This is a genomic window from Novosphingobium clariflavum (assembly GCF_026420865.1).
Taxonomy (GTDB): domain Bacteria; phylum Pseudomonadota; class Alphaproteobacteria; order Sphingomonadales; family Sphingomonadaceae; genus Novosphingobium; species Novosphingobium clariflavum.
The window spans coordinates 121,746-135,632 of record NZ_JAPCWC010000009.1; the positions used below are offsets into that span (position 1 = coordinate 121,746).

Here is a 13,887-nt window from a genome sequence, read left to right on the forward strand (position 1 = left end):
TTGTGCAACAGCGTTCATGGGCGCGCAATCAGTTTAGACAGGGCAAGTCAGGGTTTCACCGGAGAATTGGGTATCCTCGCGGCAACCACAAGCCCCGAGAGCGCACGCGGCGCAAAGGCGATACCGGCAAAGATCACCGGCGCCAGCATCGCCCCCCAGTAGAAATTGTCCCAGCGCCCCGCTGCCATGAACAGCACCCCGTAGCCCGCCGCCAGCAGGAAGGCGAAGAGCCCTTCCCTGCGGTTCCACCCCAGCCAGCCGAACGTCATCAGGATCACCGCCGGGCCCGACAGCCAGTGCGGCAACCAGCGCAAGTTGCTCGACTGGACCACATTGCCCAGCCAGCCGGAGAGGCCGCGCAGCACCAGCCAGGGCGCGGAGTGCGGATCGCTCGGCAAGACTTGCGACGAGACCAGCGACACGTGCCAGGCGAGCGCGGCAAGGAACACCGCCACCAGGGCCGACCATGCCGCCGCCTCGCGCCAGTTGCGCTGCCACAGCGCGGTCACCGTAAGCAGCAGGACAAAGGGCAGCGTATGCTCGCGGATCGCCAGCGCCAGCGCGGCGGCGGCGAAGGCGCCGTGCCAGCGGCCGCCCTGGCCTCGCGCGCCGATGCGGTGGAGCCCGAAGGCCAGCGCGATCAGCCCGCCCGCCCAGAGTTCGTGCAGCGGAAAATAATGGCGGTTGAGCCCCAGCGATGCCCCCACGAAGACCAGCGCCGTCGCCATCCGGGCCAGCCGCGGCGAGACTCCCGCCTCGCGCAGCTTGCGCCACCACGCCGCGATGATGGCCAGCATCAGCGCGATGGCGGCCGCGATCTGCCCCGCCGTGCCGAGCCAGGCATCGAGATAGGCGAGGGTCGGCAGGCGCACGGCAATGGCCGGGTTCACCGGATAGTCGCGCGCGCGCTGCTCGGGAACGATGAAGTCGTAATAGGCCTCACCTCGGGCGATGCGGGCGATGGCCGCTTCGTAAAGCGCGATGTCCTCGTCGTAGGGCTTGGCCGCGGCGCCGGGTTTACCGGCTGCCGGGATCGGCCCTTCGACCGGGCCGGACCACGGCGAGCGACTGCCCGGCTTGGCGACCGGCACCAGGGCCGAGGCCACCAGGAACGCGGCGAGAAGCGCCAGGACCAGACGCGCGAACCAGACCGGCCAGGCTGCAAACACCAGCGCAGCGCCCGCCGCAGCAGGCGCGGCGGCCTCCGCAGTGCTGCCGGCCGGCACGCTCAGTGCGCCAGCAGTGTCCAGTACGTCAACGCCCATGCAGCACCGCCCCCCAGGATTGCCGCCAGAGCATAACCCGCCCAATGGTTACTTTGAGGTTTACGCTCGCGGCCGGGGGACCAGATTAGGTCGACTTCGGGCAGCGGCGCCTGTTCGGGCGCCCCGCCCTTGGCCGGGAACTTCTCCTCGATCCGCCGCACCAGCGCGGGCAGGCGGAACAGGGTGCCGAGGTCTTCGCGCAGGCGGTCGGCGATCACCGCCTCGGGGCCGAGTTCGTCGCGGATCCAGCTTTTCACGAAAGGCGCGGCGACGTCCCACATGTTGATGTCGGGATCGAGCGCGGTCGCCAGCCCCTCGACCATGACCATGGTCTTCTGCAGCAGCAGCAGGTGCGGCTGCACCGCCATGTCGAAATCGCGAGTGATCGCGAAGAGCCCGTCGAGCATCTGCCCGACCGAGAGTTCGGACACCGGCTTGCCGCGCATCGGCTCGCCCACGGCGCGCAGCGCGGTCGCGAACTCTTCCACCGTGTGGTAGCTGGGCACGTACTGCGCCTCGAAATGGATCTCGGCGACGCGGCGGTAATTGCCGGTGGTGAGGCCGTAGAGGATTTCCGCCAGCCACAGCCGCGCCTGCCGGTTGATCCGGCCCATGATGCCGAAGTCGATGGCGACGATCGTCGCCCCCTCTTCCCCGCTGCCTTCCACGAACAGGTTGCCCTGGTGCATGTCGGCATGGAAGAAGCCGCAGGAAATCGCCTGGGTGAGGAAAGTCAGCACCAGCTTGCGCGCCAGCTTGGGCAGGTCGTGGCCCGCCGCCTTGAGCGCGGCGATGTCGCTCATCTTGGTGGCGCCGATCCACTCGACCGTCAGCACCTGGCCATTGGTGCGGTCCCAGTCGATGCCGGGCACGCGGTAGCCGTGAATGCCGTGCATGACTTCGGCGAGTTCCGACGCCGATGCGGCCTCGCGGCGCAAGTCCAGCTCCCGCAGGGTCCAGCGCTTGAGATTGGCGACGACCGCGCGCGGGCGCAGGCGGGTCGCCTCGCCGCCCAGCGCCTCGAGGTGCGCGGCGGCCCATTCGTACGTCTCGACGTCCTCGGCAAACTGCTCGCGAATGCCGGGGCGCAGCACCTTGACCGCGACCGTGCGCCCGTCCGGCGTCACCGCGCGGTGGACCTGCGCGATCGAGGCGGCGCCGACCGGCTGCTCCTCGATCGAGGTGTAGACCTGTTCGAGCGGACGCCCGAAGCTGGTCTCGATCACCCTGCGGATTTCGGAGAAGGCGACCGGCGGCAGGCTGTCCTGCAAGGTCAGCAGGTTGCGCGCGGGCCCTTCGCCGACGAGGTCGGGCCGGGTGGCCAGCGCCTGCCCCAGCTTGATCGCCGCCGGGCCGATTTCCTGAAACGCACCGGCATAGTCGGGCTCGACCGGCTGGCGCGCACCGAAGCGGGCAATCCGGCACAGGCGCTTGACCTGTACCGGGGCGTTGCGGTCATTCTCGATCCCGCGCAGCGCCCCATGGCGCGCGAGAACGCGGCCCCACTTCAGGAGCCGCAGGATATGCGTGGTCGATCCGGTCACGGTGTAAGTCTCAGACCTTCCAGCCCGAGTGAATCGCGACGAGGCCGCCCATGATCGGTTCGACCTTGGTGTGCTTGAAGCCGGCCGCGCGGATCATCTTCTCGAATTCGGGCATCGTCGGGAAGCGGCGGATCGATTCGATCAGATAGCGATACGATTCGGCGTCGCCCGCGATGGCCTGGCCGATCTTGGGCACCAGACGGTGCGAATAGGCGTCGTAGACTTCCTTGAAGCCGGGCCACTCGGTGGTCGAGAATTCGAGGCAGAAGAAGCGGCCGCCGTACTTCAGCACGCGGTGCGCCTCGGCCAGCGCCTTGTCGATATGGGTGACGTTACGGATGCCGAAGGCGATCGTGTAGGCATCGAAGTGACGGGCGGGGAACGAGAGTTCCTCGGCGTTCTGGCGCGACCAGACGAGGCCGTCGATGCCGCGCTCCATCGCGCGCTCGACGCCGACGTCGAGCATGTCCTGGTTGATGTCCGACACGGTGACCGAGGCGCCCTGCGCGGCCATGCGGAAGGCGATGTCGCCCGTGCCGCCCGCCATGTCGAGGATCTGCTCGTCGCGGTGCGGCTTCACACGGCGGACGAACTTGTCCTTCCAGAGACGGTGCATGCCCACGGACATGGCATCGTTCATCACGTCGTACTTGCGTGCGACACTGGAGAAGACGGCGCCGACGCGCCCTTCCTTCTCTTCGGGGCTGACTTCTTCGTAGCCGAAGGAAACCGTTTCGCTCATGCGGCACGCCTTAGGCCGGATTGTCGTCCGCGCAAAGGGGCTTGAATGTCCCAGTGCATCGATGCGCCCCTCGCCCCGCCCATTCCCGGCACCGCAAGTGCGAAGTGAACGTCCATAGCTGGACCGAAATGGATCATTCTTCCGCAGGCGCTCGGCAACAATCCGCTAAGCTTTCCGCCGAGGGTTGGCCGGGCTCCTGCCGCCGACCACCAAGGAGATCTGCGTGATCAACACCCTGCTTGGAATCGGACGAGACGACAAGACCGGACGGGGGGAAACCATCGGCCAGGCCCTGGACCGGTATCGCGGCATCGGCCCCGGCTTCGATCTTCTGCGGATCGGCCTCGCCCTCTACATCTTCTATGGCCATGCGCTGTGGGTTGCCGGCGGACACAGTTCGGTCGCGGGCGTCGCCGCGATCGCCGGCGCCGCAGCGGCCGATGCGGCCAGCACCGCTGCCGCCCCCATTGCAGACGGCTTCTCGGGCTGGACGCGCCCCTTCCATGTCGCCGCCGTGCCGCTGTTCTTCGCGCTCAGCGGCTTTCTGGTTATCGCCAGTGCCCTGCGGCTGCGCGCCACCAGCACGTTCCTCGCCTTCCGCTTCCTTCGCATCTTTCCCGCACTGGTGGTCGAAACCGCCCTCTGTGCCGTCGTGCTGGGCGCCTTGCTGACGACGCTTCCTGTCGTCAGCTATTATTCGGACCCGCTGTTCTGGCGCTATCTCGGCAACATGGTCGGCTGGATCAGCTTCGACTTGCCCGGCGTCTTTGCGGGCAATCCGGTGAAGCACATCGTCAACGCCAACCTCTGGACGCTCCCCAGCGAATTCGACTGCTATTTCCTCACCGCCCTGCTGATGATCTCGGGCGTGATCTACGACCGACGGCTCTTCACCGCGGTCTATGCCTGCGCGGCGATTGCCCTTGTCACTGCCAGTCTCGCCACCGGCTTTGCAATCACGGCGGGCATCCTCTCGCCTATCGCCATCACTTTCTACTTCTTCACCGGGGTGCTGCTGTTCCACTGGCGCCATCACCTGCCCGCGCACTGGCTGCTGTTCGTCGCTGCCGCCGCGCTGAGCTACGCCCTGCTGCTGTCGAAATGGACCGCCTTCATCGCGCCGATCCCGGTCACCTACTGCATGGCCTTCATGGGCGTGGTCGCGGTACCGCGCCTGCCGCTGATCAGCCGCGGGGACTATTCCTACGGGATCTACCTCTACGGCTTTCCGATCTGCCAGGCGCTCGTTGCAGCCTTCCCGGGAACTTTCGTGGGCCACCGCTATCTGCTGCTGACGACCGGCCTCGTGATCACCTGCGCGTTCGCCGCCTTCTCGTGGCACATGATCGAGCAGCATGCCCTCGCCCTCAAGCGCCGCCTGCCCGCGCGCTTCTTCCCCAAGCGCTCGAAACCCGCACCGGCTCCTGAACGTGTGAGCGGCGAATCAGCGGAAAGCGCTCCGCTGACGGCTTGAGGGGACAAAACGAAGGAACATCGCTCCGCCACGGCTCCGCTTTTCCTTCAGGCCCTGAAGCCCTATCTCTCGCGCACGATGCCAGAGCTTCCAGAAGTCGAAACCACCGTTCGCGGCCTTGCCCGCTATCTCGAGGGCGAGCGGATCGCCCGCGTCACCCTGAACCGCGCGGACCTGCGCCGCCCGTTCCCGCCCGACCTCGTGCAGGTCATGACCGGCGCGCGTGTCACCGCGATGGGCCGGCGCGCCAAATACGGCCTCATCCATACCGACCGCGACCAGACCATGGTGTTCCACCTCGGCATGTCCGGCCGCTGGCGAATCGAACCCGAAAAACCGGAGAAGCACGACCACCTCGTGATCGAGACCGGATCGGGCCATATCCTCGCGCTCAACGATGCGCGCCGCTTCGGTTCGGTGGACCTGGCGCCCACCGCCACGCTCGACTCGTGGGGACCGTTCGCCGCGCTCGGCCCGGAACCGCTGGGAGAAGGGCTTACGGCGGCCCATCTCAAGACTCATTTCGCCGGGCGAATCGCTCCGATCAAGCAGATGCTGCTCGATCAGCAGGTGGTCGCCGGACTCGGCAATATCTACGTCTGCGAGGCCTTGTTCCGCTCCGCAATCCGGCCGGACAAGGAAGCGGGCCGCGTCACCCTGCCCGCGCTCGAAAAACTGGTCCCGGCGATTCGCGAGGTGCTGTCCGAATCGATCGCGGCGGGCGGCTCGACAATCCGCGACTACGCGCAACCTAGCGGAGAACTGGGCTATTTCGCGACTTCGTGGCAGGTCTATGGACGCGAAGGCCAGCCTTGCCTATGTGGCGGCACCGTTCGGCGCTTCGTCCAGGGTGGACGCAGCACGTTCTGGTGCCCGAAATGCCAGAAATAGGCGGTTTCGGAGGCGCCTCGCGGGTTGACGGAATAGCGTCACACCGCTAAGGGGCGCGCTTTCCGGCGAGTCCGCTCGCCAAGCAGATTCGTTAGGCATTGGGCCGCCATCACCGCTGTGTGGGGGGCCAGACAGAGGAAATTCGATGGCCAATACGCCGCAAGCCCGCAAGCGCATCCGTCGCAACGAGCGCCGCGCCGAGATCAATACCAACCGCGTCAGCCGCATCCGTACCTTCGTGAAGAAGGTCGAAGCCGCGATCGCCGGTGGTGACAAGACCGCTGCTTCGGCCGCGCTCAAGGAAGCCCAGCCCGAGCTGGCCCGCGGCGTTGCCCGCGGCGTGCTTCACAAGAACACCGCAGCGCGCAAGTTCTCGCGCCTGACCAAGGCTGTCTCGGCTCTCTGAGCCCGGCCTGACAGTCCAGCCTTCGCGGCGGGACTGATGCTTCGGCCCAAGCTGCCGTCCGGAATTTTCGCTTCACGGCGAAGAATCGGACGGAAAGCTTGGGCCGATGGCATTTCAGGGCCCGAAGACCTGTCTTTCGGGAACGCCCCGTTCGGACGGCATGCGCCGCCAAGGCCTGAATCCGCCTTTCGAGACGGACCCAGGCCCCGGCGCTAGCGAAAGCGAAAGCCAGGGCCACAGCTTCGGTCATGGCCGCGCTGCACCGCCGACCGCCCGCAAGCTGTTCCGACTCGCCCGAATCGTCGCAGGATGCCCCCGCATCCCGGTCCGACGGTTCCACCGCCTTTCCCGCTACCCGCGCCCTGCCGCGTTCCGGCTGCCCGTTGACGGCAAGCGATGCCGGACCCACGGCTTGCCGGGACGCGGGATATGCCGCGGTGCAGCAGGCGCCGGAACGGAGCGAGCGGCAGCCGCCATTCGATTCGCTCCAGGCCCGCCCGGTGCTTGCCGGGACTCGGAATCAGGGGCGAATCGCATGCGAGTCGCAGCGCCGGACGGGGTCCGATCGCCCCGGCGATCCGCACCGTAAGGTACGGAACAAGAACGAAGTCGGAGCCGCCCCCGGTCGGCTCCGGCGCCGCTCGGCTGCGCGCGGGAACGCCAATCCATTGAAACGGCAGAAACCTCGCGATTCGCGTGGCGCCTCATGGCGTCCTCAATTCAAGTTCATGAATTTGCAGGATAAAATCCATTCATGACGGATTTTGGGCACTCCCGCCCGAGTCAACAGGCATAATTTTTTTTATTTGGGGAGTGGCATATTGCACCACAACCAAACCCGTTTCTAAAAGGGTCCTCGGCCGTTGCGGAACCGGCCGGGGAACATCGACAGCGACGAAGCATCTGCTGCAAACATGCGTTTGCGGCTGGGGCATCTTTACGTTTGTAAACGTAACAATTGGCGATGGACCATTTCCGGTTGCGCGAGGGCCCGTTCGGGGCAGCAGCCAACAAGGGGGGTTGGTTTAATGTCAGGTACAGCAGGTCAGGGCGCTAACGGCGTGAGCAAAAAATCGAAGGCGGTAAAGTTGGTGATGGAAGAGGATCAGGAAGCCGTGAATCTGGCGGCCGACTGGGCGGACATCAGCCAGGGTTTACGCAAGGATCTGGGGCAGCAGGCCCACAGCCAGTGGATCAAGCCGATCCAGCCGGGCAACTACTGCAAGGAAACCGGCACGCTCGATCTCTACCTGCCCACCGAGTTTTCGGCGAACTGGGTCGCGGACCGTTTTGCGGACCGCCTCTCGCTGGCATGGAAGATCGCCCGTCCCGACGTGCGCCACGTGCGTGTCCTCGTGCATCCGGGTCGCCGCCAGCTTCCCGAACTGCGCCTTGGCGGCGGCGGCGCCCGTCCGGCCAGCGCTCCCGCCAATGATTCGGCACAAGGCAGCGCGGACCCGATCTCGGCCGTGCTCGCCGGCGAAGCCTTCGCCGCACTGGGCCAGGGCCCTGCCGGCATCGACGCCTCGCAGACCTTCTCGAGCTTCGTGACCGGCCAGTCGAACGTGCTGGCCTGCAACGCCGCGCAGCGCATGGCCGCCACCGAAACGCCGCAGTTCTCGCCGCTCTACCTCAAGGGCGCGACGGGGCAGGGCAAGACCCACCTGCTGCACGCGATCGGCCACGCCTATCTCCAGCACCACCCCCATGCCCGCATCTTCTACTGCTCGGCCGAGCGCTTCATGGTCGAATTCGTCCAGGCGCTGCGCCAGAACCAGATGATCGAGTTCAAGTCGCGCCTGCGCGGCTTCGACCTGCTGCTGGTGGACGACATCCAGTTCATCATCGGCAAGGCCTCGGCGCAGGAAGAGCTGCTCTACACGATCGACGCGCTGCTGCAGGAAGGCAAGCGCCTGGTCTTTGCCGCCGACCGTGCGCCCCAGGCGCTCGACGGCGTCGAGCCGCGCCTGCTCTCGCGCCTGTCGATGGGCCTGGTTGCCGACATCCAGCCCGCCGACATCGAACTGCGCCGCTCGATCCTCCAGAATCGCCTCGGCCGCTTCGCGTCGGTCGACGTGCCTTCGGACGTCATCGAGTTCCTCGCCCGCACCATCAACCGCAACGTGCGTGAACTGGTCGGCGGCCTCAACAAGCTGATCGCCTATGCCCAGCTGACCGGCCAGGCCGTGTCGCTGCAGCTGGCCGAGGAACAGCTGACCGACATCCTCTCGGCCAACCGCCGCCGCATCACGATCGACGAGATCCAGCGCACGGTCTGCCAGTTCTACCGGATCGACCGGACCGAGATGAGCTCGAAGCGCCGCGCCCGCGCGGTGGTGCGTCCGCGCCAGGTGGCGATGTACCTCGCCAAGGTGCTGACGCCGCGCTCCTACCCGGAGATCGGCCGCAAGTTCGGTGGCCGCGATCACTCGACGGTGATCCATGCCGTGCGCCTGATCGAGGAACTGCGCACGCGCGATGCCGACATGGACGGCGACGTCCGTTCGCTGCTGCGCCAGCTGGAGTCCTGAGGCCGCTTCCGCAGGCTATCCCCGGATAGTCCCCGGATAGTCCACGCAAAGCCCACAAGACCTCCACGCCTTATCCACAGCTTGCCCACAGGGTCGCACCTGTCCGCGCGCGGGAACCATCCGGTTCCCGCGCGCGGTTCGTTTCAGCGCCATGGACATGGCAGCCGCAGGCGGTTCACGGCCTCCGCCCCTGCCCCTGCCCCGCAAATCCATGCTTCTGTTATGAAACGTATTTGCGCCCCGAGGACGGCGCTAATATCAACCGCTGGCGCGCCCGAGAGACCACATCGATCTCCAAGTAAATTCTCCGCCTATATTTAACATTTACTGTAATGAGTGATGCAAACCTTTCGGGAAAAGCGCCAAGCCACCCCAAAGACCGGCAAAAAGTGCCGCATATGCGACGAAAAATGATTTCTTAAACTTTGAATAAGGGTATTCCCATAGCTTCTTGCAGTGACCGGGGCCTGTCCCGGCCGCACGAGAGGAGCATCCCCCCATGCGCTTCTACCGGGCCACGTCCTTCCTGTTTCCGCGTCACTACGAATGGCGCATCCTCATCGTCTGTTTTGGCGCAGTGCATCTGCCGCTAATCGCCGCCATCCTGGTCCAGGCCATGACCGGCGAGTGGCAGATCCGCACCCTGCTGGTCCTGCTCGGCGCCACGCTGGTCGGAACCGTGCTGGGCATGCTCGCGATCCGGGCGCTGCTGGCCCCGGTTGGCAAAGCCACCGCCATGCTGCGCGCGGCCCAGCACGGGGAGTGCCTGGGCCGCGTGCCCAAGGGCGGCGACGATCTGGTCGGCCAGTTGCTGACCGCCGTTGCCACTTCGGCCGCGGCCAACGCGGCCCGCACCGAGCAACTGGTCGAAGCCGCCGCGCGCGACCCGCTGACGGGGCTGCGCAACCGCCGCGGTTTTCTCGATTCTTCGGAACGCGTGCTGATCGGCGAGGGCAATTCGGTGCTGGCGATGATCGACATCGACCACTTCAAGTCGGTCAACGACCGCTTCGGCCATGCCGCCGGCGATGCACTGCTGCGCGCGGTAGGCCAGCGGCTCGAGCGCGGGCTGCGCCACAGCGATATGGCAGCGCGCTGGGGCGGCGAGGAATTTGTCGTTCTCCTGCCCAATACCCAGCTCGACGAGGCGCGGCTGGTGATGGAGCGGCTGCGCGCCAATGTCGCGCTCGATCCGCTGCTTGGGCCCGAGAGCACCGGCAATACCTGGCCGGTCACCTTCTCCTGCGGGCTGGCGACGCTGCGCAGCTTTGCCCAGCTCGGCGATGCCGCCCACCGCGCCGACGCCGCGCTCTATGCCGCCAAGAGCAATGGCCGCAACCGCGTGCACGTGGCCGAAAGCGCCTGACCGGAGGTTCGGGGCGCGACCAGCCCACCGCCGCCTGGCGGCATCCCTGTCGCCGCCAGGCGGCATCTTCGGTTTGCCCGCATGGCCGCGATGCTGTAGGCGCTGTGATCATGACGCTTCCCGCCACTTACGGCCAGGCCGCGCTGCGCGGCATGCGTTGCCGGTGCCCGCGCTGCGGCGAGGGCCTGCTGTTTCGCAAGTGGCTCAAGCCGCTGGACCGCTGCCCGGCCTGCATGCTCGACCTGACGCCCCAGCGCGCCGACGACTTCCCGGCCTATATCGCCATGATCGTGACCGGACACCTGATGGCGCCGGTGATCATCATGCTCTCCAAGGACTTCGCGATGGGCGTGCTGGGCATGTTCGCCATCGTCGTGCCGCTGGCGGTGGTCATGATGCTGGCGATGCTGCAACCGGCCAAGGGCGCGGTGATTGCCACCCAGTGGTGGTTCGGCATGCACGGTTTCGTGAAGGAACGCCTGCCTGCGGCGGAAGCAGGCCCTGCCGCCAAACCCGGAGAGGCAGGCCAGGAATGACCCTTTCGCCCGACCGCCTTGCGCGCTTTGCGCGCCACATCGTCCTGCCCGAAGTGGGCGGCGCGGGTCAGGTGGCGCTGGCCGATGCCCATGTGGTCCTGGTCGGCTGCGGCGGGATCGGCAGCCCTGCGCTTCAGTACCTCGCCGCAGCCGGGATAGGACGCCTGACGCTGGTCGACGACGACACGGTGGACGTCAGCAACCTGCAACGCCAGACGATTTACGCGCCATCGGATATCGGCAAGCCTAAAGCGGAAGCGGCGGCCGAATGGGTGCGGCGCTTTGATCTTGGCCTTGAAGTCCTGCCGCACGTAGCGCGTCTTGGGGATGACAACGTGGCAGAGATTCTCTCCGGCGCCAGCGTCGTACTCGACGGCTGTGACAACTTCGCGACTCGGCTGCGGGTGTCGGATTGCTGCGTCAATCTCGGCATTCCCCTCACCACCGCGGCGATCGGCCGGTTCCAGGGCCAGGTCGCCAATTTCGCCGGGCACCTGCCGGGCGAGCCCTGCTACCGCTGTTTTGTCGGCGATGCCTTCGATGCGCAGGACTGCGATACTTGCGCGGCGGACGGGGTGCTGGGGGCAATGGTCGGCATGGTCGGCACGTTTGCGGCGATGCATGCAATGCGGGTGCTGCTGGCGGGCAAGTCGGCGCTGGGCGCGCCGCAGTTCGGCACGCTCCACCTGATCGACGGCATGGCCCCCTCGATGCGGCCGCTCCGGATCGCCAAGGACCCCGGCTGTTCGGCCTGCGCCGTTGAGCTGCCCGTTCAGGCCGATCTGCCGTCGTAACTGTAGACCGATAGCCCGGCGAGCAGTTCGGGCGAAAAAAGCCGCATGTTCACGCCCATCCGGTCCTGCGCCGGATCGACCGCGCTCCAGTGCGTGGTGCAGCCGCATTGCGGGCAGTGCCAGAAGGTCAGCACTTTCTCGCCGGTCTGGTAGCCACCGAGCTTGCCCTCGATCCGCACTGTCGCAGGGCGGTGATAGGACCACAGCGTGCCAAGCCGGTGGCAGACCGAGCAGTTGCAGTCGCAGACCTCGCGCGGCGTATCGGCCAGTTCCAGCGTGACGGCGCCGCAGTGGCAGCTTCCCCGGTGGGTCATGCCCCGAGCACCTCATCCACCCATGCGGCGACCAGCTCGGTCGCAAGGCCGTGGCGCGCCTCGTCGAACCACAGGGTGCCTTGCGAGGGTTCGAGGTTCAGTTCCAGCGTCGCCGCCCCGAACTCGCGCGCGTTGCGCACGAAACCGGCAGCCGGATAGACCGCGCCCGAAGTGCCGATGGAGACGAACAGGTCCGCCCGCTCCAGCGCCGCGAAGATTTCGTCCATGCGGTAGGGCATTTCCCCGAACCAGACGATATCGGGCCTGAGCGCCGCCGCTCCGCATTCGGGGCAGGCCGGACGATCGATCAGCGGCGCGGTCCAGGGCACGCGCGCATCACAGGCGGTGCACCAGGCATTCAGATGTTCGCCGTGCATGTGGAGCACGCGCTCGGCCCCTGCCCGCTCGTGCAGATCGTCCACGTTCTGGGTGACGATCAGCAGCTCGCCCTCCCACTCGCGGTCCAGCCTGGCCAGCGCGAGGTGGGCGGCATTGGGCGCCTTGGTCTGGATCGCCTCGCGCCGCATGTCGTAGAAGCGCAGCACGAGGTCGGGATCGCGGGCGAAGGCCTCGGGCGTCGCCACGTCTTCCACGTTATGTAGAGTTCGCACCAGAAAGTCGAGACTGGAAAAACGGCAGAATTCTGCGGCTATTTGAACAGGCTCAGTTGGTTAGGGTCTGGAATGGCAGGGTAATCAGCGAGACGGTCAACGATGGCGTGGGCAAGCTCTGCGGCTGCTTTTTCGCGCATCTTCTCGTCAGGCATGGTGATGCCAACACGCGCCCAAGCAGGCGCGGTTAGAATGGCCTCTGATAGCTGTTGGGGGTCGATTCGTTCCATGCGCTTATGATGGAACGAAACAGGAACATATGGCAAGGCGTTTGCGATGAATGCTGCTATAGTGGCCGCTATGCCTGATCGATTTCTGCCACAAAGGAAATGTCGAGCATTTGCGCCATGGCGGCGTGCTGATTGACGAACGCGACTGGATCACGGCCAGTTTTAACGCCAGCGGACTGAGCGAAATCGTATAGATTCTTAACAGACGCCTCGTTTTGCAGCCTGTCGCCTTTTCGGACTATGAGCGCACCAATCAGCGGCAAATTATGTTCTAAACACCATTGAGACAGGTCGCTGAGCTTAGGCGACAATACCTTCATCCAGTAATTGCCTTGCTTGGGCGGCTCCCCATGCAGCGCTTCCCAAAGGCCACTGTAGCTGACACGCCTGTCATCCCACTTGGCTATCTCAGACAGGATCGTGATCGCCAAGAACGCTGATTCGCTTACGGACGTGTGGGTTTCGTTCAAGGCAAATGGCTTCATCAGTGACTATCCAGTTCAATGGAGCCACTGGGCCATATCGCGTGATGGTTAAGAAAATGAAACGCATCGGAGTATCAACTCAGAAGCGCGGTGCCTCATACATCACGCCATTGACGCTGAGCAGGATTACATCGTCCAGTTTGCGGAAGAATACGAGGTCATCGCCGTATTCAAACTCGCCGTCCGTCTTATCCCAAAAGCGGGGGTCAAGATCGAGGTATTCCGTAACGTCCTGAATAAGCTGTTGCATGGTGCAGTTCCTTTGTAACTGCCAGTCCATCTAAACAGGTCGTTCAAGGCGTCGATATAGAAAAGCCTACTTTTGAGCGATCACATGAGGCTGATTATGAGGGACGTAGGTTGCAACCTCATACAAGCTGTTTGCAGCAATCAACGCGCCAAAAAACAAAACCCACTTTTCCCACGGTTTAAACATAACAATCTCCTTATGGTTAGATTGTCAGTCTGAACTAACGAGTCTTGAAGTCGATATCACCAGAGCATTTTTCTATCGCAATCAAGAAAGATGGCTTTAGGTGGGTCCGTTGGCAACAAACAAAGGAGCCAACAGATGACGTTCAAGAACATGATCCAAGACGCCACTTTCCAGCGCTTGCGGGCGAATTGGGATCAGCAACAGCCTCTCAAGGGCACGCCGCACGAACAGGACTTCGTGCCCGTCTGCAAGCTGTTCAATC

The 13,887-nt window shown here is 65.0% G+C and carries 15 protein-coding genes; 7 read left to right on the plus strand and 8 right to left on the minus strand.

Going from position 1 to position 13,887, the window contains the following annotated elements; translation table 11 throughout:
• Positions 1-47: 47 nt before the first annotated feature.
• From OKA11_RS13875 to OKA11_RS13885, 3 genes are read right to left on the minus strand one after another with little or no spacing between them, the layout of a single operon-like run.
• Positions 48-1,265, minus strand: a complete 1,218-nt coding sequence (locus OKA11_RS13875; RefSeq protein WP_267221234.1) for a hypothetical protein — start codon at positions 1,263-1,265, stop codon at positions 48-50.
• The gene (ubiB, locus tag OKA11_RS13880; protein WP_267221236.1) at positions 1,229-2,809 is read right to left on the minus strand and encodes a 2-polyprenylphenol 6-hydroxylase; all 1,581 of its coding nucleotides are present in this window, start codon (positions 2,807-2,809) and stop codon (positions 1,229-1,231) included. The genes OKA11_RS13875 and ubiB overlap by 37 nt, the downstream gene beginning before the upstream one ends.
• Positions 2,810-2,819: 10 nt before the next feature.
• Positions 2,820-3,551 carry a class I SAM-dependent methyltransferase gene (locus OKA11_RS13885; RefSeq protein WP_267221238.1) on the minus strand — a complete coding sequence of 244 codons (732 nt, stop codon included), beginning with the start codon at positions 3,549-3,551 and terminating at the stop codon, positions 2,820-2,822.
• Positions 3,552-3,774: 223 nt separating this feature from the next.
• Here OKA11_RS13885 and OKA11_RS13890 point away from each other — a divergent pair, with 223 nt between their 5' ends.
• The 7 genes from OKA11_RS13890 (at position 3,775) to OKA11_RS13920 (ending at position 11,549) form a co-directional block, all read left to right on the plus strand.
• The gene (locus OKA11_RS13890; RefSeq protein ID WP_267221240.1) at positions 3,775-5,025 is read left to right on the plus strand and encodes an acyltransferase family protein; all 1,251 of its coding nucleotides are present in this window, start codon (positions 3,775-3,777) and stop codon (positions 5,023-5,025) included.
• 78 nt (positions 5,026-5,103) lie between these two features.
• A complete protein-coding gene (gene mutM / locus OKA11_RS13895; RefSeq protein WP_267221242.1) occupies positions 5,104-5,916 on the plus strand; it encodes a bifunctional DNA-formamidopyrimidine glycosylase/DNA-(apurinic or apyrimidinic site) lyase in 813 nt (270 codons plus the stop codon).
• A gap of 145 nt (positions 5,917-6,061) precedes the next feature.
• A complete protein-coding gene (gene rpsT, locus OKA11_RS13900; protein WP_142632045.1) occupies positions 6,062-6,322 on the plus strand; it encodes a 30S ribosomal protein S20 in 261 nt (86 codons plus the stop codon).
• Positions 6,323-7,416: 1,094 nt separating this feature from the next.
• Entirely contained in the window at positions 7,417-8,853 is a 1,437-nt protein-coding gene (gene dnaA / locus OKA11_RS13905; protein ID WP_207079950.1) for a chromosomal replication initiator protein DnaA, read from the plus strand.
• Between the two features lie 499 nt (positions 8,854-9,352).
• Complete coding sequence (locus tag OKA11_RS13910; protein WP_267221245.1) at positions 9,353-10,219, plus strand: GGDEF domain-containing protein; 867 nt, start codon at positions 9,353-9,355, stop codon at positions 10,217-10,219.
• 110 nt (positions 10,220-10,329) lie between these two features.
• The gene (locus OKA11_RS13915) at positions 10,330-10,755 is read left to right on the plus strand and encodes a DUF983 domain-containing protein (protein ID WP_267221247.1); all 426 of its coding nucleotides are present in this window, start codon (positions 10,330-10,332) and stop codon (positions 10,753-10,755) included.
• Positions 10,752-11,549, plus strand: a complete 798-nt coding sequence (locus OKA11_RS13920; protein WP_267221249.1) for a HesA/MoeB/ThiF family protein — start codon at positions 10,752-10,754, stop codon at positions 11,547-11,549. Before OKA11_RS13915 ends, OKA11_RS13920 begins: the two co-directional genes overlap by 4 nt.
• Here OKA11_RS13920 and OKA11_RS13925 read toward each other — a convergent pair.
• The 5 genes from OKA11_RS13925 to OKA11_RS13945 all read right to left on the minus strand — a co-directional run bounded on the left by OKA11_RS13925 (position 11,528) and on the right by OKA11_RS13945 (position 13,439).
• Positions 11,528-11,863 (minus strand): GFA family protein, encoded by a 336-nt coding sequence (locus OKA11_RS13925; protein WP_267221251.1) that lies wholly within the window; start codon positions 11,861-11,863, stop codon positions 11,528-11,530. The two genes, OKA11_RS13920 and OKA11_RS13925, sit on opposite strands and share 22 nt — an antisense overlap.
• Positions 11,860-12,474 carry an NAD-dependent deacylase gene (locus tag OKA11_RS13930; RefSeq protein ID WP_267221253.1) on the minus strand — a complete coding sequence of 205 codons (615 nt, stop codon included), beginning with the start codon at positions 12,472-12,474 and terminating at the stop codon, positions 11,860-11,862. Before OKA11_RS13930 ends, OKA11_RS13925 begins: the two co-directional genes overlap by 4 nt.
• A 38-nt stretch (positions 12,475-12,512) precedes the next feature.
• A complete protein-coding gene (locus tag OKA11_RS13935; RefSeq protein WP_086494318.1) occupies positions 12,513-12,704 on the minus strand; it encodes a DUF6771 family protein in 192 nt (63 codons plus the stop codon).
• Positions 12,705-12,772: 68 nt separating this feature from the next.
• The gene (locus OKA11_RS13940; protein WP_267221259.1) at positions 12,773-13,189 is read right to left on the minus strand and encodes a hypothetical protein; all 417 of its coding nucleotides are present in this window, start codon (positions 13,187-13,189) and stop codon (positions 12,773-12,775) included.
• 79 nt (positions 13,190-13,268) lie between these two features.
• Positions 13,269-13,439, minus strand: coding sequence for a hypothetical protein (locus OKA11_RS13945; protein ID WP_267221261.1), 171 nt, complete (start codon positions 13,437-13,439; stop codon positions 13,269-13,271).
• Between the last annotated feature and the right edge of the window lie 448 nt (positions 13,440-13,887).